23 protein-coding genes are annotated in these 24,617 nt (G+C 63.1%); 15 read left to right on the top strand and 8 right to left on the bottom strand.

Annotation, left to right across the window (positions count from 1 at the left end; genetic code table 11):
* Positions 1–12: 12 nt before the first annotated feature.
* Positions 13–885 carry a MurR/RpiR family transcriptional regulator gene (locus tag ACGYKA_RS06540; protein WP_322328646.1) on the bottom strand — a complete coding sequence of 291 codons (873 nt, stop codon included), beginning with the start codon at positions 883–885 and terminating at the stop codon, positions 13–15.
* A gap of 186 nt (positions 886–1,071) precedes the next feature.
* Here ACGYKA_RS06540 and ACGYKA_RS06535 point away from each other — a divergent pair, with 186 nt between their 5' ends.
* The 7 genes from ACGYKA_RS06535 to ACGYKA_RS06505 are packed head-to-tail and all read left to right on the top strand — an operon-like array spanning position 1,072 to position 8,698.
* Positions 1,072–1,773, top strand: coding sequence for an N-formylglutamate amidohydrolase (locus ACGYKA_RS06535; protein ID WP_394408782.1), 702 nt, complete (start codon positions 1,072–1,074; stop codon positions 1,771–1,773).
* Positions 1,770–2,336 (top strand): TRAP transporter small permease subunit, encoded by a 567-nt coding sequence (locus ACGYKA_RS06530; RefSeq protein ID WP_067268278.1) that lies wholly within the window; start codon positions 1,770–1,772, stop codon positions 2,334–2,336. Before ACGYKA_RS06535 ends, ACGYKA_RS06530 begins: the two co-directional genes overlap by 4 nt.
* On the top strand, positions 2,336–3,661 hold the full coding sequence (locus ACGYKA_RS06525; RefSeq protein ID WP_067268276.1) for a TRAP transporter large permease subunit: 1,326 nt from the start codon (positions 2,336–2,338) through the stop codon (positions 3,659–3,661). The genes ACGYKA_RS06530 and ACGYKA_RS06525 overlap by 1 nt, the downstream gene beginning before the upstream one ends.
* Positions 3,662–3,711: 50 nt before the next feature.
* A complete protein-coding gene (locus ACGYKA_RS06520) occupies positions 3,712–4,749 on the top strand; it encodes a TRAP transporter substrate-binding protein (RefSeq protein ID WP_136720278.1) in 1,038 nt (345 codons plus the stop codon).
* A gap of 59 nt (positions 4,750–4,808) precedes the next feature.
* Complete coding sequence (locus ACGYKA_RS06515; protein WP_394408091.1) at positions 4,809–6,173, top strand: glutamine synthetase family protein; 1,365 nt, start codon at positions 4,809–4,811, stop codon at positions 6,171–6,173.
* A gap of 2 nt (positions 6,174–6,175) precedes the next feature.
* On the top strand, positions 6,176–7,549 hold the full coding sequence (locus ACGYKA_RS06510) for an aldehyde dehydrogenase family protein (RefSeq protein WP_394408094.1): 1,374 nt from the start codon (positions 6,176–6,178) through the stop codon (positions 7,547–7,549).
* A gap of 3 nt (positions 7,550–7,552) precedes the next feature.
* On the top strand, positions 7,553–8,698 hold the full coding sequence (locus tag ACGYKA_RS06505; protein WP_394408097.1) for an iron-containing alcohol dehydrogenase: 1,146 nt from the start codon (positions 7,553–7,555) through the stop codon (positions 8,696–8,698).
* A 58-nt stretch (positions 8,699–8,756) separates the two neighbouring features.
* On the opposite strand, the gene ACGYKA_RS06500 is transcribed toward ACGYKA_RS06505, so the two are convergent.
* Entirely contained in the window at positions 8,757–9,227 is a 471-nt protein-coding gene (locus ACGYKA_RS06500) for a c-type cytochrome (protein WP_394408100.1), read from the bottom strand.
* Positions 9,228–9,422: 195 nt separating this feature from the next.
* Between ACGYKA_RS06500 and idi the strand changes: the two genes are divergently transcribed.
* Together idi and hemF are read left to right on the top strand one after the other, a co-directional pair.
* Positions 9,423–9,953 (top strand): isopentenyl-diphosphate Delta-isomerase, encoded by a 531-nt coding sequence (idi, locus tag ACGYKA_RS06495; protein ID WP_394438271.1) that lies wholly within the window; start codon positions 9,423–9,425, stop codon positions 9,951–9,953.
* Positions 9,954–9,971: 18 nt separating this feature from the next.
* Positions 9,972–10,853 (top strand): oxygen-dependent coproporphyrinogen oxidase, encoded by an 882-nt coding sequence (gene hemF / locus ACGYKA_RS06490; protein WP_394408105.1) that lies wholly within the window; start codon positions 9,972–9,974, stop codon positions 10,851–10,853.
* A 240-nt stretch (positions 10,854–11,093) separates the two neighbouring features.
* Here hemF and hemE read toward each other — a convergent pair whose 3' ends face one another.
* Positions 11,094–12,134, bottom strand: coding sequence for a uroporphyrinogen decarboxylase (hemE, locus tag ACGYKA_RS06485; RefSeq protein WP_394408108.1), 1,041 nt, complete (start codon positions 12,132–12,134; stop codon positions 11,094–11,096).
* An 84-nt stretch (positions 12,135–12,218) separates the two neighbouring features.
* Here hemE and hemC point away from each other — a divergent pair, with 84 nt between their 5' ends.
* The 5 genes from hemC to ACGYKA_RS06460 all read left to right on the top strand — a co-directional run bounded on the left by hemC (position 12,219) and on the right by ACGYKA_RS06460 (position 18,735).
* Entirely contained in the window at positions 12,219–13,166 is a 948-nt protein-coding gene (gene hemC / locus ACGYKA_RS06480) for a hydroxymethylbilane synthase (RefSeq protein WP_271688676.1), read from the top strand.
* On the top strand, positions 13,163–14,095 hold the full coding sequence (locus ACGYKA_RS06475) for a LysR family transcriptional regulator (protein ID WP_394408111.1): 933 nt from the start codon (positions 13,163–13,165) through the stop codon (positions 14,093–14,095). Before hemC ends, ACGYKA_RS06475 begins: the two co-directional genes overlap by 4 nt.
* Before the next feature lie 62 nt (positions 14,096–14,157).
* Positions 14,158–16,233, top strand: coding sequence for a hydantoinase/oxoprolinase family protein (locus tag ACGYKA_RS06470; protein WP_394408114.1), 2,076 nt, complete (start codon positions 14,158–14,160; stop codon positions 16,231–16,233).
* Positions 16,234–16,237: 4 nt separating this feature from the next.
* Complete coding sequence (locus ACGYKA_RS06465) at positions 16,238–17,947, top strand: hydantoinase B/oxoprolinase family protein (RefSeq protein ID WP_394408117.1); 1,710 nt, start codon at positions 16,238–16,240, stop codon at positions 17,945–17,947.
* A gap of 98 nt (positions 17,948–18,045) precedes the next feature.
* Positions 18,046–18,735, top strand: coding sequence for a fumarylacetoacetate hydrolase family protein (locus tag ACGYKA_RS06460; RefSeq protein WP_067262780.1), 690 nt, complete (start codon positions 18,046–18,048; stop codon positions 18,733–18,735).
* A 15-nt stretch (positions 18,736–18,750) separates the two neighbouring features.
* On the opposite strand, the gene ACGYKA_RS06455 is transcribed toward ACGYKA_RS06460, so the two are convergent.
* The 4 genes from ACGYKA_RS06455 to gabT all read right to left on the bottom strand — a co-directional run bounded on the left by ACGYKA_RS06455 (position 18,751) and on the right by gabT (position 23,539).
* Positions 18,751–20,118, bottom strand: coding sequence for a tetratricopeptide repeat protein (locus tag ACGYKA_RS06455; RefSeq protein ID WP_394438266.1), 1,368 nt, complete (start codon positions 20,116–20,118; stop codon positions 18,751–18,753).
* Positions 20,115–20,924: an alpha/beta fold hydrolase gene (locus tag ACGYKA_RS06450; protein WP_394408123.1), complete on the bottom strand. Its 810-nt coding sequence runs from the start codon at positions 20,922–20,924 to the stop codon at positions 20,115–20,117. The genes ACGYKA_RS06455 and ACGYKA_RS06450 overlap by 4 nt, the downstream gene beginning before the upstream one ends.
* Positions 20,917–21,906, bottom strand: a complete 990-nt coding sequence (locus ACGYKA_RS06445; protein WP_394408785.1) for a P1 family peptidase — start codon at positions 21,904–21,906, stop codon at positions 20,917–20,919. The genes ACGYKA_RS06450 and ACGYKA_RS06445 overlap by 8 nt, the downstream gene beginning before the upstream one ends.
* Positions 21,907–22,138: 232 nt before the next feature.
* The gene (gene gabT, locus ACGYKA_RS06440; protein ID WP_394408126.1) at positions 22,139–23,539 is read right to left on the bottom strand and encodes a 4-aminobutyrate--2-oxoglutarate transaminase; all 1,401 of its coding nucleotides are present in this window, start codon (positions 23,537–23,539) and stop codon (positions 22,139–22,141) included.
* Between the two features lie 181 nt (positions 23,540–23,720).
* Between gabT and ACGYKA_RS06435 the strand changes: the two genes are divergently transcribed.
* Positions 23,721–24,272 (top strand): cupin domain-containing protein, encoded by a 552-nt coding sequence (locus ACGYKA_RS06435; RefSeq protein ID WP_209216952.1) that lies wholly within the window; start codon positions 23,721–23,723, stop codon positions 24,270–24,272.
* Positions 24,273–24,343: 71 nt separating this feature from the next.
* Here ACGYKA_RS06435 and ACGYKA_RS06430 read toward each other — a convergent pair whose 3' ends face one another.
* Positions 24,344–24,511, bottom strand: coding sequence for a hypothetical protein (locus tag ACGYKA_RS06430; RefSeq protein ID WP_209216953.1), 168 nt, complete (start codon positions 24,509–24,511; stop codon positions 24,344–24,346).
* Positions 24,512–24,617 lie beyond the last annotated feature (106 nt).

Raw genomic sequence — 24,617 nt, 5'->3', positions numbered from 1 at the left:
CTTGCGGGGGGCTTAGGTGAATTTGCGGAACAAACGGGTCTGGTCGAACATGTCTTCCAGCCGTTCGGCCCGGTCCTTCGTATCGGCCCAGTTGATGTCTTGCATGGCCGAGATCACGCTTTCTACCAGCAGCAGCGTGGCCGCCGCGCTGTCCCAAGCTGAGGGCGCGACGATCCGGCTGGAGAAGCAGATATCGGCAAGGCTATGCACCGGAGAGCGCCACTGGTCGGTGAAGAGGATGATCTTGGCCCCCCGCGCATGGGCCATTTCCGCCAGCTTCAGCGTGTTGTTCTCATAGCGCCGCACGTCAAAAATAACGAAAACATCGCCTTCGCCCACGTCCAGCAGGTAATGCGGCCAAGCGTTTGATGTGGATTGAATATGTGTCACTCGTGGGCGGATGATCTGAGCGTGGAGGAACAGATATTCGGCCATCACATGGGTGATGCGCCCGCCCACGATATAGAGCGGATGCGCAGTATCGGCGATCATGGCGCAGGCGCGGTCGAAGGTGGCAGGCTCGATCTGGCCCAACGTATGGCGGATGTTATCGATCACCGCATCGGTGAACCGGTTCAACACATGGCCCGAGGGCGCGCCTTCGGTCCATGTGTCGTGTTTGGCGATGGGGTTCTTGGCCTTGGCCTTCAACTCTTCGCGCAGCTCGTTCTGGAACTCGGGATAGCCCTTGAACCCCAGCTTTTGCACCATCCGCGCCACGGTGGGGGTCGAGACGTTGGCATCCTTCGCCAGTGCCGTCAGCGGGCCAAGGCCGGAGGCGGGGTAGTTTTCCAGAATCGAATGGGCAAGTTGCCGTTCCGCACGGGTCAGCCGGTCCAGCTCTTGCTGGATACGGTCGGAAATGGTCAGCGTCGGTTCAGCCATGGATGCCCCTCTTTTGACGAGTAATAACACAAACTGAATGGCGTTGTAATAAATTTGACATTATTCTGTTGACAGAAGCCCCCCGCCCGAATGAGGTTTGAAGCAATTGAGGGGGACAGGGTGTCAGAACAGACAGATCTTTCGAATGAAGCCGTCGAGGTGATCAATGCCGGGGCCAAGGCACCGATGGTCTTGGTCTGCGAACATGCGGCGCGTGAGATACCGGCCTGCTACGACGGTCTGGGGCTGGATGCCGCGGCCCGCGAAAGCCATGTGGCTTGGGATCCCGGTGCCTTGGGCGTGGCCCGGGCCATGGCACAGGATCTTGATGCGGTGCTGGTGGCGGGGCGCGTTTCGCGTCTGGTCTATGACTGCAACCGCCCGCCCGAAGCCCCGGGCGCGATGCCAGCGCAGAGCGAGATTTTCGCGATCCCCGGCAATGCCACGCTTGATGAGGCTGGCCGAGCCGAGCGGGTGGCGCGCTATTACGAGCCATTCCGCAAGACTTTGGCGGCAACGATCAAACGGGTCGATGCGCCTGCGATTGTCACGGTGCATAGTTTCACGCCGATTTACCACGGCAAACCGCGCAGCGTTGAGATCGGCATCCTGCATGACAGCGACACGCGCCTTGCCGATGCGATGCTCGCGGTGGCGTCGGAGTTCACGGACCTCAATGTCGAGCGCAACGCGCCCTACGGCCCGCAGGACGGGGTGACCCATACACTGAAGGAGCATGGGCTTGCCCATGGTCATCCCCATGTCATGCTAGAGATCCGTAATGACCTCATCACGACCGAGGCCGAACAGCGGCAGATGGCCGAGATGATCAGCAATTGGCTCCGTGCCGCCATGGCTCGGCCCGAGATGGAGGAGGTCAAACCATGAGGTTCATCCGGGGCTATATCCGGGGCATCGACGCGATGAACCGGCGGATCGGGCGGATCATGATGTATGGCATCTTTGTCCTGATGGGGGTGCTGTTGTGGTCCACCGTCAGCAAAGCCTTCTTCGTCCCCTCGCTTTGGACGTTGGAAATGGCGCAGTTTGTCATGGTGGGCTATTACATCTTGGGCGGGCCTTATTCGATCCAACTGGGGTCGAACGTGCGGATGGACCTACTCTATGGCGATTGGTCGCTGCGCCGCAAAGCGTGGTTTGACCTCTTCACCGTGTTCTTCCTGATCTTCTACCTCTGCGTGCTGCTCTATGGCGCGGTAAGCTCTACGGCCTATTCGCTGGGCTACTGGGGGACCGAGCCGTTCAGCTTTTTCGGCGGCTTGATCACCGGCAGTGAAGAGGTTGGCCATATGGAGCAATCCAGTTCCGCATGGCGTCCCTATCTCTGGCCGATCAAGGTCGTGATGATCGTCGGCATCTTTCTGATGCTGCTGCAATGTCTGTCCGAGCTCGCGAAAGACGTGCTGCGGCTCAAGGGTGAGGCCATCTGATGTCCTATGAAATGATTGCGACATTGATGTTCTCGTCAATGATGCTGATGCTACTGACCGGCCAGCGGGTGTTTGGCGCCATCGGCTTTATCGCCGTGGTTTCGGCGCTGCTGCTGTGGGGCGACAAGGGCGGCTATGACATCGGTTTCGCCGCCGCGATGAAGCTGATGAAATGGTATCCGCTGCTGACGCTGCCGATGTTCATCTTCATGGGCTATGTCCTGAGCGAAAGCCGCATCGCCGATGACCTTTACCGCATGTTCCACGTCTGGATGGGCGGGGTGCGCGGCGGGCTGGCGATTGGCACGATTGGCCTGATGGTGCTGATCTCGGCGATGAATGGGCTCAGCGTGGCGGGCATGGCGATTGGCTCGACCATTGCGCTCCCGGAACTGCTGAAACGTGGCTATGACAAAAGGATGGTCACGGGGGTGATCCAAGCAGGGTCCAGCCTTGGCATCCTCGTGCCGCCTTCGGTGGTGCTGGTGCTTTACGCGATGATCGCGCGGCAGCCGGTGGGGCAGTTGTGGCTTGCCGGGGTCATCCCGGGGTTGATGATGGCAGCGATGTTCATCGCCTATATCGTCATCCGCTGCCGGATGAATCCCGAACTTGGTCCCATCCTCTCAGCCGAGGATCGCGACATTCCCCGTGCCGAGAAACTGCGCCTGCTGCGCGCGGGCATCCTGCCGCTGGTGATCTTTGCGGTGATGATGGTGCCTTTCGTCAACGGTTGGACCAGCTTGGTCGAAAGCTCGGCCATCGGGGCCGCGGCGGCGTTCTTTGCTGCCGTTCTCAAGGGCCGCATGACCCGCGAGGTTTTCGAGAACTCCGTGCGCAACACCTTGGGCATCACCTGCATGTTCATGTGGATCATCCTCGCCGCCCTCGCCTTTGGCGCGGTCTTTGACGGGCTGGGCGCGGTGAAAGCGATTGAGAGCCTGTTCACCGAGAAGATGAACCTCAGCCCCTGGATGATCCTGATCATGATGCAGCTTAGCTTCATCATCATGGGCACCTTCCTTGATGATACGGCGATGCTGGTCATCGTGGCGCCGCTCTATGTGCCCTTGGTCGGTGCGCTGGGCTTTGATCTGATCTGGTATGGTATCCTTTACACAATCACCACGCAGATCGCCTATATGACGCCGCCCTTCGGCTATAACCTGTTCCTGATGCGCGCCATGGCCCCGCCAGAGATCACGCTGCGCGACATCTATGCGTCGATCACGCCCTTCGTGCTGGTGATGGTCTTGGCGTTGATACTCGTCATGGTCTTCCCGGAGATCGCGACTTGGCTGCCCGATTACATCTACGACAAATAACAACGAGAGCCGCGCGAAGACGGCCTGACATTTCAACAAAGGAGAGACGTATGACCACTCGCAGAAAGTTTCTATCCGGGGCCGCCGTCGCCGCCCCTGCGGCCCTCGCCGCGCCCTCCATCGTGCATGCCCAAGCGCCGATCAAATGGCGCATGCAGACATATGCCGGCGCCGCTTTGGGTGAACAGGTGACCAAACCGGCGGTCGATTACATCAATGCCGCCGCCAACGGCGAGATGGAGATCGAACTGTTCTACGCCGACCAGATCGTCCCCACCGGTGAGCTGTTCCAAGCCATGCAGCGCGGCACCATCGACATGGTGCATTCCGATGACGACTCCATGGCCTCGCCCACGCCGCTGCAACAATTCGGCGGCTACTTCCCCTTCGCCACCAAGCACATCCTCGACGTGCCAGTGCTGTTCAACCAGTACGGTTTGGCCGAAATCTGGAAAGAGGAATACGCCAAGGTCGGTGTTGAATGGCTGTCGGCTGCGGGCCAAGACCCCTGCAACTTCAACACCACCAAAGAGATCAAATCGGTCGCCGATCTGGACGGTCTGAAGCTCTACACCTTCCCCACCGCGGGCCGCTTCCTGTCGAAGTTCGGCGTGGTGCCGGTGAACATTCCCTACGAGGACGCCGAAGTCGCCGTGCAAACAGGCGAGCTCGACGGCATGGCGTGGTCCGGCATCACCGAAGACTACACCGTCGGCTGGGCCGATGTGACCGACTACTTCCTGACCAACAACATCTCGGGTGCTTGGATCGGGTCGTTCTTCGTCAACCAGCAGCAGTGGGCCGATCTGCCGGATCACCTCAAACAGTTGGTCATGGCGGGGATCGAAGCGGGCCACACCTACCGCAACCAGTGGTACTGGGGCGGCGAGGCGCGTCTGCGGGCGCAGGGCGACAAGCTCAAGCTCAGCACCGTACCTGCCGACGAATGGGCCGAGGTTGAAAACGCGGCCAAGGACTTCTGGACAGAGATCGCCGAAGAAGGCGAAGTGCATGCCAAGATCGTGCAGATCTTCCGTGACTATAACGAAGTCATCAACAAAGCCGGTCCGCCCTACACCAACGGCTGAACCGACAACCGGGGGCGCGCTGCCTGCGCCCCCGCCTTACCCCCTGAAGTGGACAGAACATGCCCGGCACACTGACATTCGACGCGCTGAAAAAACTGGTCAAAGAGGGATCCGTCGATACGGTCCTTGCGTGCCTTGTGGATATGCAAGGCCGGTTGATGGGCAAGCGTTTCCACGCCGTCAACTTCGTCGAGACCTCCTATAAAGAAACCCATTGCTGCAACTACCTGCTGGCCACCGACCTTGAGATGGCCACGCCCGAAGGCTTTGCCTCCACTTCGTGGGAGACGGGCTATGGCGACTATGTGATGCAGCCCGATCTCGACACGATCCGCCCGGTGCCGTGGCTGGAAGGCACGGTGATGGTGCTTTGCGACGTGCTGGATCACGACACGCATTCCCCGGTGCCGCATTCCCCGCGCGCCATGTTAAAAAAACAGATCGCTCGGCTGAAAGAGCTTGGCTTCGACGCGATGATGGCGACCGAATTGGAGTTCTTTCTCTTCGAGCAGAGCTTTGACGCGATCCGCAAGGGCGGCTACCGCGACCTAACGCCGATCAGCGGCTACAATGAGGATTACAACATCCTCCAGACCACCAAGGAAGAGAACGTGATGCGCCCGCTGCGCAACCATCTCTTCGCCGCCGGTCTGCCGATTGAGAACTCCAAAGGCGAGGCCGAGGCCGGTCAGGAAGAGCTCAACATCCGCTATTCCCAAGCCCTCGACTGCGCCGATTATCACACGATTGCCAAACATGCGGTCAAGGAGATCGCTTGGCAGCAGGGTCATGCGGCAAGCTTCCTGCCCAAGTGGCACAAGGACCGCGTCGGCTCTTCCAGCCACGTCCACCAGTCGCTGTGGAAAGACGGCCAAGCGGCTTTCTTTGACAGCGAGGGTGAGTTGGGCATGTCCGAACTCATGCACCACTATATGGCCGGTCTGATCGCCTATGCGCCGGAATATACCTATTTCCTCGCCCCCTATGTGAACAGCTACAAGCGCTTCGCTAAAGGCACCTTCGCCCCGACCAAGACCGTCTGGTCCGTCGACAACCGCACCGCCGGTTTCCGTCTATGTGGGGCAGGGACAAAGGGCGTGCGCGTCGAATGCCGTATTGGCGGATCGGACTTGAACCCTTATCTGGCGCAGACGGTCATGCTGGCCGCCGGAATCAAAGGGATCGAAGACAAGATGGAGCTTGCCCCGCCCACACGCGGCGATGCTTATGGCGAGTCCGACGCTGTCGATATCCCCCAGACCCTGCGGGCAGCAACCGAGACCCTGCGCGGCTCGACGTTCCTGCGCGAGGTCTTGGGCGACGATGTAGTGACCCATTACACCCGCGCGGCGGAATGGGAGCAAGAAGAATATGACCGGGTGGTGACCGATTGGGAAATCGCCCGCGGCTTTGAAAGGGCCTGAGAATGACGACGGTAAAATGTATCTCTCCGATTGACGGTTCGGTCTATGCGGAGCGCGAAACCCTGAGCACGGAGGCAGCGCAAGACGCTGTCGCCCGCGCGCGCAAGGCGCAAAAGGCATGGGCCGCGCGGCCCTTGCAGGAGCGTGTCGATCTGGTGATGGCCGCGCTGAAAGAGATTGAGAATTCCACCGACCGGATGACCGAGGAGCTGGCCCATCAGATGGGCCGCCCGGTGCGCTACGGGGGTGAGTTCGGCGGCTTGCAAGAACGCACCAGCCACATGGCCAAGATCGCCGCCGATGCGCTAGCGCCCAAGGTGATCGAGGACAGCGCCGCCTTCAGCCGCAAGATTATGCGTGAGCCGCATGGCGTGGTTTTCGTCGTGGCGCCGTGGAACTACCCCTATATGACCGCGAACAACACCATCGCGCCTGCGCTGATCGCGGGCAATTCGGTGATCCTGAAACATGCCTCGCAGACCATTCTTGTCGGTGAACACCTCGCCGATGCCTACCGCGCCGCGGGCGTGCCCGAGGATGTGTTCCAGAACGTTGTGCTGAGCCATGACACCACCTCGGCGCTGATCGCCGACAACGCCTTTGATTTCGTCAACTTCACCGGCTCTGTCGGCGGCGGTCAGGCGATGGAACGCGCCGCGGCGGGCACTTTCACCGGTGTCGCCACCGAGTTGGGCGGCAAAGACCCTGCCTATGTCCGTGCCGATGCCAATCTCGACGCGGCTGTCGACGGCGTGATGGACGGGGCGATGTTCAACGCGGGCCAGTGCTGCTGCGGAATCGAGCGGATCTATGTGCACGAAAGCCTCTATGACGCCTTTGTCGAAAAGGCCGTGGCATGGGTGAATAACCTCAACCTCGGCAATCCGCTGGATCAGGCCACGACGCTTGGGCCGATGGCCAACGTGCGTTTCGCCAATGAGGTTCGCGCGCAGATCGATGAGGCCGTGGCGGCAGGTGCCAAGGCGCATATCGATAGAATGCCCGCCGACGATGGCGGTGCCTATCTGACGCCGCAGGTGCTCACCGATGTGACCCATGAGATGCGCGTCATGCGTGACGAAAGCTTCGGCCCCGTGGTCGGCATCATGCCGGTCAAGGACGATGAAGAAGCCATTGCGTTGATGAACGACAGCCAATTCGGTCTGACCGCCGCGATCTTTACCGCCGATGCCGAGGCCGCCGAGGCCATCGGCCAGCGGTTGGAAACCGGCACCGTCTTCATGAACCGTGCCGACTATCTGGACCCGGCGCTGTGCTGGACCGGCTGCAAGCAAACCGGGCGCGGCGCGGGCCTGTCTGAACTGGGCTATCACGCGCTGACACGCCCCAAATCCTACCACCTCAAGAAAGCCTGAGACATGTCCCTGACTGCCAATTGGTCTTACCCCACCGCCATCCGTTTCGGCGCAGGCCGGATTAAAGAGATTGCCGAGGCTTGCGCCGCCGCAGGTATCAAAAAGCCTCTGTTGGTCACCGACAAGGGGCTGGCCTATCTGCCGATCACCCAGTCCACGCTGGATCTGATGGAGGCCGAAGGTCTGGGCCGCGCGGTGTTTTCGGACGTTGACCCGAACCCGACCGAAATGAACGCCGAGGCGGGCATCAAGGTCTATCGCGACGGCGGCCATGACGGCGTGATCGCCTTTGGCGGTGGCTCCGGTCTCGATCTGGGCAAGGTCATCGCCTTCATGGCGGGCCAAACCCGCCCCCTGTGGGATTTCGAGGATATCGGCGATTGGTGGACCCGCGCCGATGCGGATGGCATCGCGCCCATCGTGGCCGTGCCGACCACTGCCGGAACCGGCTCGGAAGTGGGGCGCGCCAGCGTCATCACCAATTCCCAGACCCATGAGAAAAAGATCATCTTCCACCCCAAGATGCTCCCCGCTGTCGTGATCTGCGACCCAGAACTGACCGTCGGCATGCCGCCGATGATCACCGCAGGCACCGGGATGGACGCCTTCGCCCATTGTCTGGAGGCCTTCTGCTCGCCGCATTACCACCCGATGAGCCAAGGCATGGCGCTGGAAGGGATGCGTCTGGTCAAGGAATACCTGCCCCGCGCCTATGCCGATGGCAGTGATCTTGAGGCCCGCGGCCATATGATGTCCGCCGCCGCCATGGGCGCTACGGCGTTCCAAAAGGGTCTGGGCGCGATCCATGCCATCAGCCACCCGATCGGCGCGGTGCATCACACGCACCACGGCACCACCAACGCGGTGGTCATGCAGCCGGTGCTGCGCATGAACCGCCCCGCGATTGAGGAGCGTCTGGCCAAAGCGGCGGCCTATCTCGATATCGTCGGCGGTTTTGACGGGTTCTATGATTTCGTCGGCAAGCTGAACGAAGAGTTGAACATCCCCGCCGATCTGACCGCCCTTGGCGTCACCGACCCGGATATCGACGCGCTGGTGGCCTCGGCCCTGCAAGACCCGAGCTGCGGCGGCAACCCCATTGAGCTTACCAAAGAAAACGTCACGCAGCTGCTGCGCGACTGCTTCTGATCTGAAACAAAAAGGGGGGCCAGATGGCCCCCCTTTCGCATTGCGCTGAATGCGCGAATTACTCGGTTGCCTCTGCCGCCGCTTCGGTTTCGGTTACCTCCGGCCCGACGGAGACCAGATAGGCCCAAACGTCTTTCGCGTCTTCTTCGTCTCTCAGACGGTAAGACATTTTCGACTTGGCCCGTTTCGTATCAAGATACTCGGCCAAAAACCCCTTGGGGTCGGCGACGTAGCCTGTGAAACTCTCTTCGTCCCATGTCAGACCGGCTTCGCCCGCAGCCACGATGGAATCGCCATAGCGGTAGTCTTCGACGGAACCCGCCACGCGGTTGTAGATCCCATAAAGGTTCGGCCCCGTACGGCCCCCTTTTTGGATATCGTTGCCCTCATCATCCGAGATCATGTGACAGCTTTTGCATTTACGAAAGACCTTTTCCCCGGCTTCGGCGTCACCGGAGGCATGGCTTTCCGCCCAAAGGGGCGTGGCCCCAAGGCAGATGGCGAAGATCGACGCGATACGCATGTTCATTGTGAGTTCCTTTGTCAGTCTGACTTGAAACTAGCGTTTGGGGCGAAGGGGTAAAGGATGTTCACTGCGCCAAAAGGTAGCACGGGCGCAGGGCGGGCCGGTTAGCGGTTGAGACTAGGGGGAAATCCCTCGATAATTGCCGGTGAATTTCTTCTGTGCCGAGGGTGAGATGAACACAACGGTAAGCCGCATCTGATGGAGATCATGGTCCCCGCCTGGGTCGACGGCACCCTGCAACCGGTCGAAAAGCTCGCCGCGCATGAACGCGGTTTGCGGCATATGGCGGTTTCGGTCTTTGTCATCTCCGACGGCAAGCTGCTGATGCAGCAGCGCGCGCTTGGCAAATATCACACCCCCGGTCTCTGGGCGAACACCTGCTGCACACACCCGCATTGGGATGAGCCGCCCGAGGACTGCGCCGCGCGGCGTTTGGACGAAGAGTTGGGGATCACCGGGCTGGCCTTGCAGCACCGGGGCCGGGTCGAATACCGCGCCGATGTCGGCGGCGGGCTGATCGAACATGAGGTGATCGAGGTCTATCTCGCCCATGCCGCGCCGGACCTCTCGGTCACGGCAAACCCTGACGAGGTGATGGCGACCCGCTGGTTCACCCTTGGCGATCTACATGCCGACCTCGCGCAGCACCCCGATGCATATACGCCTTGGCTGCGGATTTACATGGCCGAACACGAAGGTCTGATCCTCGGCGGCGGGGCGATGGAATAACAGAAAGGCGGGCCAGAGATGACCGACGACATGCAAGACCAAAAGACACGCGCGGCGGATTGGTTCCGCAAGCTTCGCGATGACATCGTTCAGGCGTTTCACGACATCGAAGCGCGTCATGTGGGCGAGGAAGAGGCCGGGCGTTTCGTGGTCAGCAACACCACCCGCACTGCCCCCGATGGGTCGGACGCTGGTGGCGGTGAGATGTCCGTCATGCGCGGGGGCCGTGTGTTCGAGAAGGTGGGCGTGAATATCTCCACCGTCTACGGCGAGTTGGGCGAGCGGGCGCAGGCCGCCATGGCCGCGCGCAAGGGGGTGCCCGGCATGGCCGAAGATCCGCGTTTCTGGGCCTCTGGGATTAGCCTAGTTGCGCATATGCAAAACCCACATGTGCCGGCGGTGCATATGAACACCCGCATGTTCTGGACCCCCCATGCATGGTGGTTCGGCGGCGGTGCGGATTTGAACCCTTGTATCGAGTATGACGAGGACACCGACCATTTCCATGCCGAGATGAAGGCCGCCTGCGACCCGCATGGGGCCACGCTCTATGATGAGTTGAAGGCTTGGGCGGATGAGTATTTCTACATCCCCCATCGCAAACGCGCGCGGGGTGTGGGTGGCATCTTTTACGATGACCGCAACAGCGGCGACTGGGAGGCGGATTTCGCGCTGACACAGGATGTGGGTCGCGCGTTCCTGCCCGCCTATGTGCCCGTGGTCGACAAACGGCGCGAGATGCCGTGGGACATGGACGACAAGGACGTGCAACTGCGCCACCGGGGGATCTATGCTGAGTATAACCTTGTCTATGACCGGGGGACGAAGTTTGGTCTGGAGACGGGGCATGATCCGGATGCGGTTCTGATGAGCCTGCCGCCGATGGCGAAGTGGGTGTAAGCAGAACTTAGTCCCGGAACCAAGTCTCGGCGAGACCGAGCGGTGACGGTTACCACCTTGGCCCGGAATCAAGCCGCAGGCGCCGGGCCATCGCCTGCCCGCCCGGACGGGTAGGCGATTTGGTTAGTCTGGGCGCCCCGTGTCGGACACACATCATGGTTGAACCATAAAGTGGTATGAACCAACGTGACATCGCCAACCCGCGGGCAGGCGATGGCCCTCATCTCTTAGCGCGGGTGTTCAGCCCCGCGTCCCGCGCACCGTATCAATCATCAACTGCACATTCTCCGGATCCGCATCCGGCGTGATCCCATGCCCCAGATTAAAGATATGCGGCCCCTTCGACAGCGCATCGCAAATCGCCCGGGTCTCCTGCACCAGCGCATCCCCACCTGTCACCATATGCGAGGACTTCAGGTTGCCCTGCACACAGCCATGCGGCTGCACATGTTCGGCCACCCACTCTGCACTCACGCCGTCGTCGACGGCGATACAGTCCGCCCCGGTGGCGGCATGTAGATTGGCGAAGCGCGCCCCGGCTCCACGCGGAAAGGCGATCACGGGCACGCCCGGATGACGCGCCTTCAACGCGCTGATGATCTGGCGCAGCGGCTCTGTCGAATAGCGGTCGAAATCCGTGCCTTCCAGCGATCCGGCCCAGCTGTCGAAGAGCTTTACCACCTCGGCTCCCGCCTTGATCTGCATGTCGAGGTATTCGATCGTCGCCAGCGTGATCCGCTCCATCAGCGCATCGAACACCTCGGGGTTCTCGTCCTTTAGCGCATGGGCTGGCCCCTGATCCGGCGTGCTCTTGCCCGCGATCATATAGGTCGCCACCGTCCAAGGCGCGCCTGCGAAACCGATGAGCGTCGTCTCTTCGGGCAGTTCGCGCGACAGGATGCGCACGGTCTCGTAAATCGGGGCGAGGTGGTCGTGAATGGCGTCCGCTGGTTTCAGCGCTTCCATCTCGGCCTTGGTGGTGATCGTCGACAGACGCGGCCCCTCACCAGTGACGAACCACAGATCGGCGCCAAGCGCCTGCGGCACCAGCAGGATGTCGGCGAAAAGGATCGAAGCGTCGAAACCATAGCGGCGGATCGGTTGCAACGTCACCTCGGCGGCCAGTTCCGGGTTGTAGCACAGCGACAGGAAATCGCCTGCCTCGGCCCGGGTCGCGCGGTACTCGGGCAGGTAGCGCCCGGCTTGCCGCATCATCCAGATCGGCGGCGTCGGCAGGGTTTCGCCCGCAAGGGCGCGCAGGATGGTCTTGTTCGCAGTCATTATGGCGTTCCTATTTGTGGCAAACCCGTAGGTAGCGCAGGTACAGCAGTTGTCAGTTCATGTCGACGGGGGTAGGGATGCGTCATGACGTATCAGCTTCCCACCCCGGCCCGGCCTCTCAACATCGGCACACGCGGATCGCTTTTGGCGCTCGCGCAGGCGAATGAGGTGCGCGACCGGCTCGCCGCCGCCTTCGATCTCCCGTTCGAGGCTTTCACCATCGTCGTGATCAAGACCACGGGCGACAAGATCATCGACCGCCCGCTGAAAGAGATCGGCGGCAAGGGTCTGTTCACCCGCGAGATCGAGGCCGCGCTGCTCGACGGCTCCATCGACATCGCGGTGCATTCGATGAAGGACATGCCGACGCTGCAACCCCAAGGCCTGCTGATCGACACCTATCTGCCGCGCGAGGATTGCCGCGACGCTTTCATCTCGCCGCATCTGAAATCCATCGCCGAGTTGCCCGAAGGCGCGGTGGTGGGCACCTCCAGCCTGCGCCGCCGGGCGCAAGTGAAACTGCGGCGGCCTGATCTGGAAGTGGTCGAGTTTCGTGGCAACTTGCAGACTCGTTTGAAAAAACTCGATGACGGTGTGGCCGAAGCGACCTTCCTCGCCATGGCCGGGCTGAACCGCTTGCAAATGGACGACGTGCCACAGGCTGCCGTGCACCCCGACGACATGCTGCCCGCCATCGCGCAGGGGGCCATCGGGGTTGAGCGGCGGGAGGATGACAGCCGCGCCGCCGAGATGCTCTCGGCGATCCATGACCGCAAGACTGGCGAACAGCTTGCCGCCGAACGCGCGTTCCTCGCCACGCTCGATGGGTCTTGCGAGACGCCCATCGCCGGTCTGGCCGAACTCAACGGCAGCGAGATGCGCCTGCGCGGGCAGGTGCTGCGCCCCGACGGGTCCGATGCCATCGGCGATGACGTTACCTGCGCCATTTCCGACGGCGCCGCGGCGGGTGAGGCGATGGCCCGCAAGCTTCTGGCCGAGGCCGGACCGGGTTTCTTTGACTGGCGCGAATGATCGGCAATCTCTTCACGCTGAAACAGCTTGAAGCGCTGATCTGGGTCGCAGACCTTGGCAGTTTCCGCCGCGCCGCCGCGCATCTGAACACGACACAGCCCAATATCTCGGCCCGGATTTCCGGGCTGGAGGCAACCTTGGGCGTCACCCTGATGCAGCGCGATGCTGGGTCGATCCGGCTCACCGAAAAGGGCAGCGCCCTGCTGACCCAAGCCCGCCGCGTGCTGCGCGAAGCCGAAGCACTGGTCGAGACCGCCGCGCGGCCCGATCTGATCGACGACAGCCTCCGCCTTGGGGTGACCGAAGTGGTCGCGAGCACATGGCTGCGCCCCTTTCTGCGCGCGCTGGCCGATGCCTATCCCAATCTCACTGTCGAACTTACCGTCGATCTCTCGCGCGATCTGGATCAGGAGCTTGCCGCTCATGCGCTCGACCTGACCCTGCAAACCGCCCCCTTCTCGACCCCGGCAAGCGGGCAGCTGGACCTTGCGACCTATGACTACATCTGGGTCGCCGCGCCGGAATTGGCCGCCCAGATCGGCCCCGCGCCCGACTTCGCCGCCATGCTGCGCCATCCGGTGCTAGGCCATGCGCGGCATACGCAGGCCCATTCCGATCTGATCGGCCATTTCGACGGCACGACCGCCCCCAAGGCCCGTTTGGTGCCCTCCAGCAGCCTGTCGGCGGCGATGAACATGGTGCTCGACGGGATGGGCGTGGCCGTGATGCCACGTGTGATGGTGGCAGCCGCGCTGGCCGATGGGGCACTGCGGATTCTACCCGCCGCGTGGCACCCGCGCCCGCTGCAAGTCGCCGCGCGTTATCACGCGGATCGCACGCCCGCCTATGTCGCCCGCGCCGCTGAACTGGCCCGCGAATGCGCCCGAAGCTTCGATGTCGAGGATCGAAAAAACCTTTCACACCCATAGAATATAATAATTTGCACCGATACTGTGCCCACCTCTATCCTGCGCCCAAACAGGAGTGAGACATGGCATCAACCATCCGACTGGGCGTAGACATCGGCGGCACCTTCACCGACGTGGTGCTCGAAAAGGGCGGCGAGAGTTTCTCGACCAAGGTGCTGACCACCTATGCCGCGCCCGAGAACGCGATCATCGACGGGATGCATCAGGTCTGCACCAAGGCCGGGATCACGCCCGCCGATCTCACGCAGATCATCCACGGCACCACGCTGGCAACCAACGCGCTGATCGAACGGCGCGGGGCCAAGACCGCGCTGATCACCACCCAAGGCTTCCGTGACGTGATCGAAATGCGCACCGAAAGCCGGTTCGAGCAGTATGATCTGAACCTCAACCTTCCCGAACCGCTGCTGCCGCGCCAGATGCGCTACACGGTGGAAGAGCGTGTCGATGCCACGGGGGCGGTTCTGCACCCGCTCGACCGCGCCGAGGTCGAGGCGCTGGCGGACCGCATCGCCGACGCGGGTTATGAAAGCGTCGCGGTCGGGCTGATCCATTCCTATCTGAACGACGCGCATGAGCGCATGGTCCGCGAGGTGTTGGAAGAGAAGCTGCCGGGCGTCATGGTCTCGATCTCCTCCGAGGTCTCGCCGCAGATGCGCGAATATGAGCGCTTCAACACCGTGGTTGCCAATGCCTATATCAAGCCGCTGATGAAGAGTTACCTCGGACGGCTCGAAGGGCGCCTGCAGGAGGAGGGCGTCTCCTGCAACATCTTCCTGATGCATTCGGGCGGCGGCATCATCTCGATCGAAAGCGCCGCCGAATTCCCGGTGCGGCTGGTGGAGTCGGGCCCGGCAGGCGGGGCGGTCTTTGCCGCCAATATTGCCGCGCGCTACGGGCTCGACAAGGTGCTGAGCTTCGACATGGGCGGCACCACGGCCAAGATCTGCCTGATCAAGAACCAGACGCCCAAGACCAGCCGGGTCTTCGAGGTGGCGCGGACCTATCGATTCAAAAAAGGCTCCGGCATGCCGATCTCGATCCCGGTGATCGACATGGTGGAGATCGGCGCGGGCGGCGGCAGCCTCGCCCATGTGGACGCCATGCGGCAGATCCGCGTGGGGCCGGAAAGCGCGGGATCCGAGCCGGGGCCGGCCTGTTACGACCGCGGCGGGGAGAAGCCTGCGGTGACCGATGCCGATCTGGTGCTAGGCAAGCTTGACCCTGAGAATTTCGCCGGCGGCTCGATCCGGCTCGAGACTGGCAACTCCGAGACGGCGCTGAGCCAAGTCATCGGGCAGGAGCTGGACATGGACGCCGCGACCGCCGCCTTCGGTCTGGCTGAGGTGGTGGATGAGAACATGGCCAATGCCGCGCGGGTCCATGCGGTGGAGAACGGCGAGGACCTCAGCGACTATACGATGATCGCCTTCGGCGGCGCGGCCCCGCTGCACGCGGGGCGGCTGTGTGAGAAGCTGGGGGTGGAGCGCCTGCTTGTGCCGCCCGGGGCCGGGGTCGGCTCGGCCATCGGGTTCCTGCGCGCGCCTTTCAGCTTCGAGGCCAACCGCTCGGTCTACATGAAGCTGTCGGACTTCGACGCGGGTCGCATCAAGACGCTGCTGGCGGAGCTGCGCGAGGAGGCCACCGGTTTCGTGCGCAACTGCGACGCCGGGGCCGAGATCCTGTCGGAATACAAGGTCTACATGCGCTACAGCGGGCAGGGCTGGGAGATTCCCATCGTGCTGGACGAAGCCGATGCCATGAACCCCGATGCCGCGCGTTTCGAGGCGCTCTTTGAGGCGGATTACGCCAAGCTTTTCGGCCGCACTGTCGAAGGGTTGGACATCGAGATCACGGTCTGGTCGGTCAATGCCACCACCCCGCCAGAAGAGGTGGCGCGCGTCGCGGAAGAGATGCCGGGGAGCGCGGCAGATGTGGCTCTAACCCGGCGCATTTTCGACCCTGCGCTGGCCGAGTACCGCGAGGCCGACGTGGTGCTGCGCGCTCAGATGGCCCCCGGCCAGACCGCCCAGGGCCCTGCGGCCATCACCGAGGATGAGACGACGATCATCCTTCCCGCCTCGCGCCGGGCGATCTGCCAGCCGGACGGCTGCATCGACATCACCGTGAAAGGGTAAGCCCATGGCACAGACACATTCTAACGTCGCCTATCAGGTCATGTGGAACCGCCTCATCTCGGTGGTCGAGGAACAGGCCCAAGCACTGGTGCGCACTGCCTTTTCGACCTCGGTGCGAGAGGCCGGCGACCTCTCGGCGGGCGTCTATGACACCGACGGCCGGATGCTTGCGCAAGCGGTCACGGGCACGCCCGGCCACGTCAACGCCATGGCCGACGCGGTGGCGCATTTCATCCGCCGCATCGGGCGGCAGAACATCCTCGAAGGTGACGTCTATATCACCAACGACCCTTGGGAGGGGACGGGCCACCTGCATGACATCACCATGGTCACGCCCTCCTTTCATCGCGGCAAGCTCGTGGGTTTCTTCGCCTGCACCGCGCATATCGTTGACATCGGCGGACGGGGGTTCGGCGCGGATGCGGCGAGCGTCTACGAGGAAGGTCTTTACCTGCCGATCATGAAGTTCGCCGATGCGGGCAAGGTCGACGAGACGCTGGTGCGGATCATCCGTGGCAACGTGCGCGAGCCGGATCAGCTGATTGGCGATATCTACGCGTTGACCACCTGCAACGAGATCGGCCACCGCCGCCTCATCGACATGATGGAGGAATTCGACCTCGACGATCTCACCGGCATCGCGGCCTTCATCCTCGACAATTCCCGCCGCGCCACCTTGGAACGCATCGCCGCCCTGCCGCGCAAGCAGGCGACAGGCGAGATGACCATCGACGGGTTCGACACGCCGATCACGCTGAAGGTCACCGTGAGCATCGCGGAGGATCACATCCTGTCAGATTTCGCCGGCACGTCCGGGATCGACAAGAAGGGCATCAACTGCCCGCTGGTCTACACCAAGGCCTATGCCTGCTACGCGCTGAAATGCGCCATCGCGCCGGAAATCCCCAACAACGCCGCCTCGCTGGAGCCGTTCCGGATCACCGCGCCCGAGGATACCATTGTCAACGCCGTGCACCCCGCACCCGTGGCGCTGCGGCATATCGTGGGTCACTTCGTGCCCGACACGGTCTATGCCGCGCTCGATCAGATCCTGCCGAACCTCGTGCCGGCCGAGGGAGCGGGGTGTCTATGTAACTTCCAGGTCAGCCTGCGCCCCCGCACCGATGCGAAAGCGCCCGCGGGCGCGCGCCGGGCCGAGGTGCTGACCTTCAACTCCGGCGGCTCGGGCGCGCGACCCGAACACGACGGGCTCAATGCCACGGCCTTCCCCTCGGGGGTGATGACCATGCCGGTGGAGGCCACGGAACACGCCGGTCCAGTGGTGATCTGGCGCAAGGAGTTGCGCCCCGACAGCGGCGGCGCGGGGCGCCAGCGCGGCGGGCTGGGGCAATATATGGAAGTCCGCGCGCGCGAGGGGCATGAGTTCGACATGCAGGCGATGTTCGACCGCGTCGATCATCCCGCGCGCGGGCGGCAGGGCGGCAAGCCCGGTGCCCCCACCACCATCGCCCGCGACGACGGCACGCCGATGCGCGGCAAGGGCAAGCAGTTCGTGCCGCATGGCGCCAAGGTGCTGATGGCCTTCCCGGGCGGTGCCGGCTACGGCCCCGCCGAGGAACGCCCCAAGGCGCAGGTAAAGCGCGACCTGCTGCGCGGCTACATCAGCGCCGAGGTGGCGGCGGCGGACTATGGGCTGAGCGTCGAGGACATCGCCGAGGTGCAAGAGGCCATCCGCAAAGGCGCCGAACTGTGAAAGAGTGGCCGCTCAAAGGCTTATAAGCGCGAGGGGTCATTGACTGTTACAAAGCATGGGTGTTCCTTGGCGGCATTATGCCAAAAGGAACACCCGTGATGTATGTGATTGATCCCCCCAAGCAAAGCAGCCTTGCCGTTCAAGGCACCAGCGACCGTTTCCCGGTGCGCCGCGTCTTTTGCGTGGGCCGCAACTATGAGGCGCATGTGCTTGAGATGGGCAATGACATGCGCGACCCGCCGTTCTTTTTCACCAAACCTGCCGATGCCACGCTCGATACGCCTTGCACCGTGCCCTATCCGCCGCTGACGGAGGATTTCCACTTCGAGGCTGAGCTTGTCATCGCGATCGGCAAGGGTGGCGCGAATATCGCGGAAGCGGATGTGATGGATCACATTTGGGGCGCCTCGGTGGGCATTGATTTCACCCGCCGCGATCTTCAGGCGCAGGCCAAGAAGATGGGCCGCCCGTGGGACTGGTCCAAGGCCTTTGACAACTCCGCGCCCATCGCGCCGATCCTGCCCATGGCCGATGTCCCCTCGGTCGAGAAGGGCCGCCTTTGGCTTGCCGTGAACGGCGAGATGAAGCAGGAGGCCGATCTGTCGCAGATGATCTGGTCGGTGCGGGAGCATACCGCCACCCTGTCGCAGGCCGTGACCTTGGCGCCGGGTGACATCATCATGACCGGCACGCCTGCCGGTGTCGCGGCGGTGCAGCCCGGCGATGTGATCACCGGGGGGGTCGACGGCATCTCCGAGTTCGAAGTCACCGTCGGCCCGCGCGCCTAAAGCGCGCGGTTCGGTCTAGGCCCCGGCCAGCGTGCGTTCGGCCCGCGCGCGGGCTTGGGCCGCCAGATCGGGCAGGCCGGTCTTTTCATAGACCTCGCCCAGCATCAGGTTCAGCGGCACGCCATCGGGGTCATAGGTCCGGCGCATCTCAAGCACCTGCTGCGCGGCAGAGGCCCGGCCATCGCGCACCAGCGCGTCGAGGTGGATTTGCTCGAACAGGTCACGCTGCGCATGGCTGCCGCCACATTCGGCCATGCGGGGCAGGGCCATGCCAAGCTCGCGGATCGCCGTGGCCCACTCCCCCTTGGCATGGGCGGCGATGCCGCGGGCCGCGGGCAGTGCGACTTCGGCCCATGCGGCGTGGTCATGGGCGGCAGTCTCACTCGCGCGGGCATTGATCGCGCTGAGCATCTCTGCCGCCTCGGGCCGCCCGGTGCGGCAAAGGGCATAGAGGTATTGCAGCGTCAGGAAGGGACTCACGGTATCCGCCCCCCGCGCCGCCACATGGTCGGCCACATCGCCCCAACGGTCGCCCACATCGACACCCGCGAATTCCATCCGCGCCAGCAGAGACACGGCGCCGACTTGGTCTTGGGAATAGTCCTTTTCCAGCCCCCAGATATGCTGGTCATAGGCGGCGCGCACATCGTCGTGACGGCCCTGCGACAGGTAGAACAGCGCCAGATGCCACCATTTGTGGCTCCGCATGAAGGAGTTCAGGTCGCTCCACGTCTCGGCCACGCTTTCCATGAAACGCGCGCCTTCAGCGACGCGGCCTTGCGTTAGCATCACATGGGCCAGCGCGTGATGCGCCCAAGGCTCATCGTGCCGCAATTCCATCGCCCGGCGGGCAGCAGCTTCGGCCCGGTCGAGCAGGTGACATTGCTCATAACCAAAGGCGATCATGCCGTGGGTATAGGCGATGTCTTCGGCCTCGGGCAGGGATTTGAGTGCGAGGCGCAACATGCCAGCGGCATCGCCGGTGGTGAACAGGTGGTATTGCGCCAGTTTCAGCATCGCCAGATCGCGCGGCCATTGGTCGGTGATGGCGTCACAGGCGGCGACGAGGGCGGGCACATCGCCGTCGATCCAGTGCCCGACTGCGCGGATGACCTCCTGCTCGCGAGCATTGGCGCCGGGGGCTGCCTTGGCGCGCTCCAGATAGGGGCGGGCCTTCTCAGGGGCGATGGGGTGTTCGAGGAACATCCACAAGAGCGCCGCATAGGCATTGACCAGCGGGCCATCGGGGTCGGCATCGGCGGCGGCGATCACGCCTGCGGCCTTGGGTTGGTAGGACAGGAAGCCGTGGATGAAGTCATTGATCGCCTGCAAGGTTTCCGTGCGGTCGGTAGAGGTTTCCAATCCGTAAAGGTCTTGTGTCATCTCGGGTCTCCGGCGGTGTCGTGGAATTGGCGCAGATGTTGGGCAACGGCCTCGGCGGCGTCCCAATGGATCGAATGGCCCGCATCGGGCAGGGTGGTCTGGGTCACACTTGGGATCTCCGCAAAAGCCTCCTCGGCGGCGGCGCGGGGGATCAGCAGATCTTCGGCCCCGTGGAGCACCTTGGTCGGACAGGTCAGATCAGAGGGCCGTACCGTGGGGCGGAAACCGCGCAGCGCTTCGAGTTGATGGGCCATGGCATCCGCGCTCTGCGCATGGGGATAGGCCAGTGCTGCGGCGAGGGCGGTGTTTGTATTGTTGGGGTCAGTGAAGAAACCGGTGGCAAAAATCCAAGGGTAGAGCGCGCGCAGCCAAAGCTGCTCCCCTTCCGGCGCGCGGCGCACGGCGAGCAGCGCATCAAAGACTGCCATGGTCCGGGGGGCGCGAACCGGGGCAGAGGCGAGGATGCTCAGCGCTCGGATGTGATCCGGCGCGAGGCCAAAAAGCTCCATCGCCATTAGCCCGCCCATCGAATGGCCGACGACGTGAAAGGTCTCATGCCCCAGATGATCCATCAGCGCCAGCGCATCCCGCGCCATCTGCGCGACAGAGGTTTCGGCATCCCAAGGGGTCGTGCGCCCGGTGCTGCGGTTGTCGGGCCGGATCAGGGTGAAGTGATCGGAAAGCAGCGGGGCCAAAGCGCCCCAACTCGCGCTGTCGCTCAGCATCCCGGCCAGCATCAAAAGCGGCGGGCCGCGCCCGTCGACCTCATAATGAAGTGAAATATCGGAGAGGGGCAGATCAGGCATTCAACGTGCTCCAACAAGGCAAAAGATCCCCATCGGCGGGGGTGGCCGCATAGATGGCGCGGGCAATGGCGCGCGACAGGCAGAGGGCCGCGGCATGGCCGATCATCGCCACATCCCCCGCAGGCCGCGCCGCGGTGGAAAGGGAGAAGACCAGATCGCCGTCATTGGGCATATGCGCAGGCACCACGGCGCGGGCGATGCCGTCATGGGCCGCCACGGCGACGCGCTGGCATTCGGCCTTGGTCAGCGTGGCATCGGTGGCGACGATGGCGATGGTGGTATTGGCGCGGGCCGACATGGCCGCCATCTTGCGGCTCTCGAAGCTCAGCCCCAGCCCGGCGGACGGGTCCGGCCCCCACCCGCCGAACTCTCCGTCGATCTCAAAGGGGGCGGCGTGGAAATAGCGGTCACCGGGGGTGGTGACGGCGCCCACCGGATTGGCCCCGACAAGCGCGCCGACCGTGCTGCCATCTGGCAATTGCAAACTGGCGGAGCCGAGGCCCCCTTTGACCATTGCGCTGAGCGCGCCGGTGCCCGCGCCGACAGAGCCGATTTGAAAATCTTCGCCCGCCGCATCCAAGGCCTGGCGGCCAAGAACGGCATAGGGGTTCTGCGCCCAATCCTTATCGCCGCCGTTCAGCAGATCGAAGAGGATCGCGCCGGGTACCAGCGGGATCAGCGCGTCCCCCACGCGAAAGCCGCGGCCCTTTGCGCGCAGGGCATCGACCACGCCCGAACAGGCATCCAGCCCATAGGCAGAGCCGCCCGAGAGCACCAGCGCATCGACCGCGGCGACGGTCTTGTCAGGGGCCAGCAGGTCTGTCTCGCGCGTGCCGGGCGCGCCGCCCATGACGTGGATAGAGGCGGTGAAGGGCGCGTCGCCGATCAGCACGGTGCTGCCGGATTTCAACCGCGCATCCTGTGCATTGCCCACCTTCAGTCCTGCAACATCGGTGATCAGGTTGCGCGGGCCAGGACGCATTGGCGCGCTCATGGCAGGCTCTTCACGTGAAACATCCCCGCAAGGGTGCGCATGGGACAGGGGGCTAACAAGGGCATCGTCACTCCGGCGTTGATTTCGGGCGGAGTTTGCGCGCTTCCCCGGCGGATGCCAAGGGCCGAGGTGGGACAGGATGCCCCCGCCGGAGGGGCGCCATAAAAATGGGCGCGCAGGTTGCCCCGCGCGCCCGATCCATCCGGTGTGACCGTTTGGTTTACTTCTGCTCTTCGGCGACAGCAGCGGCGACGGCCTCTTCAAAGATGGCGAGACCCTCTTCGACAATGGCGTCGGATGCGGTGAGCGGCACCATGACCCGGACGGCGTTGCCGTGCATGCCACAGCTCAGCAGCAGCAAGCCGCGCTTCAGCGCGTGGGCGATGACGCGTTTGGTGAAATCCGCGTCGGGCGTGGCGCTGTCAAAGTCGGTCACGAATTCAACGGCGACCATGGCGCCAAGGCCGCGGATGTCCCAGAACCGGAAGGGCGCGGAACGCTCGCCAATCTCGGCAAAGCGGGCTTTGAGAGTGTCGCCCATCGCGGTCGAGCGGGCCAGCAGACCTTCGTCTTCGATCGCCTCGATGGCTGCCAGTGCCGCCGCGCAGGCCACAGGGTTGCCGCCATAGGTGCCGCCCAAGCCGCCGGGGGCCATCGCGTCCATCACGTCAGCGCGGCCAATGACACCGGCCAGCGGATAGCCACCTGCCATGGATTTCGCCACGGTGATCAGGTCTGGCACCACGCCGGAATGCTCGATCGCGAACCATGTGCCGGTGCGGCCAAAGCCCGCCTGCACCTCATCGGCGATCAAGAGAATGCCGTGCTGGTCACAGATCGCGCGCAGCTCTTGCATCATCTCGAAAGGCACGGGGGTGTAGCCGCCTTCGCCAAGCACCGGTTCGATGATGATCGCGGCGACACGTTCGGGCTGGGCATCGGTGAGGAAGAGGTTCTTCAGCCCGGTCAGCGCGTCCTGCACGGTGATCCCGTCGCGGACAGAGGGGAAAGGCGCGCGGAAGACATCCGCGGGGAATGGGCCGACGTCTTTCTTGTAGGGCGTGACCTTGCCGGTCATGCCAAGCGTCAGCAGGGTACGGCCGTGGTAGCCGCCGGTGAAGGCGATGACGCCCGGGCGGCCGGTGGCGGCGCGGGCGATTTTCACCGCGTTCTCAACGGCTTCGGCGCCGGTGGTGACCAGCAGCGTCTTCTTGGGCGCGTCACCGGGGGCGAGCGCGTTCAGCTTCTCGGCCAGTTCGACATAAGGCCCGTAGGGCACGACCTGAAAGCTGGTGTGGGTGTAGTGATCTTCCTGCGCCTTGGCGGCCTCGACCACTTTGGGGTGGCGGTGACCGGTGTTCAGCACGCCGATACCACCAACGAAGTCGATGTAGCGGTTGCCTTCCACGTCCCACAGCTCGGCGTTCTCGGCATATTTCGCGTAGATCGGCGCGGCGGAGGCGACGCCGCGCGGTACGGCGGCATCGCGGCGCGCGATGAGGTCGGCGTTGGTCTGACCGTCGGGCTGGGTCGCTGGGTTGGTTTCGACCACGGAGATCTGCGGCGCGGCTTTGGCTTTGGCTGCGGATTTCCGGGGTGATTTCTTGACGGTGCTGGACATGGAACAGATACCTTATTGCGAAAGAGAGGGGGCAGTGACGTGTCGTTTAAAAAATCCATATTCCGTTTAATATAATTGTCAATCGCGATCGCAGCCTCTATCTAACAATTCCCGTGACCCCCCGGTTGACCCAAGGCCGTGCCCCGTAGCGGCGGCGCGGGGGCCTACAAAGGACAAGCCATTGAACGTCGGCGATAAACTCAGAGCGATCCGCAAGAAACACGGGCTCTCCCAACGGGAGCTTGCGGCCAAGGCCGGGCTGACCAATGGCACGATATCGCTGATCGAAAAGAACCGAACCAGCCCCTCGGTCGCGTCGCTCAAAAGCCTGTTGGACGCGATTCCCATCAGCATGGCCGAATTTTTCGCGATTTTAGAAGAAGACGACAGCGCCAAAGTCTTCTACCGCGCGGAGGAGTTGACCGAGATTTCACCAAGTCATCAGGGCGGCGTATCCCTGCGTCAGCTGGGCAGTGCCGCGCATCACGCGCTTCAGGTTTTGCATGAAACCTATGAGCCCGGCGCCGATACCGGACCTGAGTTTCTGAGCCATGAGGGCGAAGAGGCGGGGGTCGTGGTGCGCGGGAGCATCGAAGTAACGGTGGATGGCGCGGTCAGCTTGCTTCATGCCGGGGACGGATATCTGTTCGACAGCCGCCTGCCGCATCGGTTCCGCAACACCGGGTCCGAAAGTTGCGAGATCGTCAGCGCCTGTACCCCGCCCAGTTTTTAAAAAAAGGTGCCCCATAAATATCGACCGCCCCGAGCATTCTGCTCGGGGCGGTCGATAGGGGGTGTCAGGTCTTAGTAGTCTGACCGGTAGTTCGACCTTTGGGCCTCCGGTTGCTGTTTTTCGCGCCCGGTGCGGTCCTCATCCGGGTGAAGTTCCCTTCGGCCCGTGGTGAGGGCAAGGATGATGACCGCCGCTAAGGTCAGGATGGTCAGACCGCCGAGAAAAAGCTCCGTGGTCATCTCCGTGTTCCTTTTTAGCACTGCGTTTCAGGTGCTCAACCGCGCGCAGGCCAAAGGGTTCCGACAAATTTTTCGCCTATGACGAGTCTGTGATCGCTCCGCCACG

This window comes from Sulfitobacter sp. 1A15106 (assembly GCF_043556995.1).
GTDB classification, from domain to species: Bacteria; Pseudomonadota; Alphaproteobacteria; order Rhodobacterales; family Rhodobacteraceae; genus Sulfitobacter; species Sulfitobacter faviae.
The sequence above is the reverse complement of the archived record's forward strand: the minus strand, read 5'-3'. Positions and strand labels throughout refer to the sequence as shown.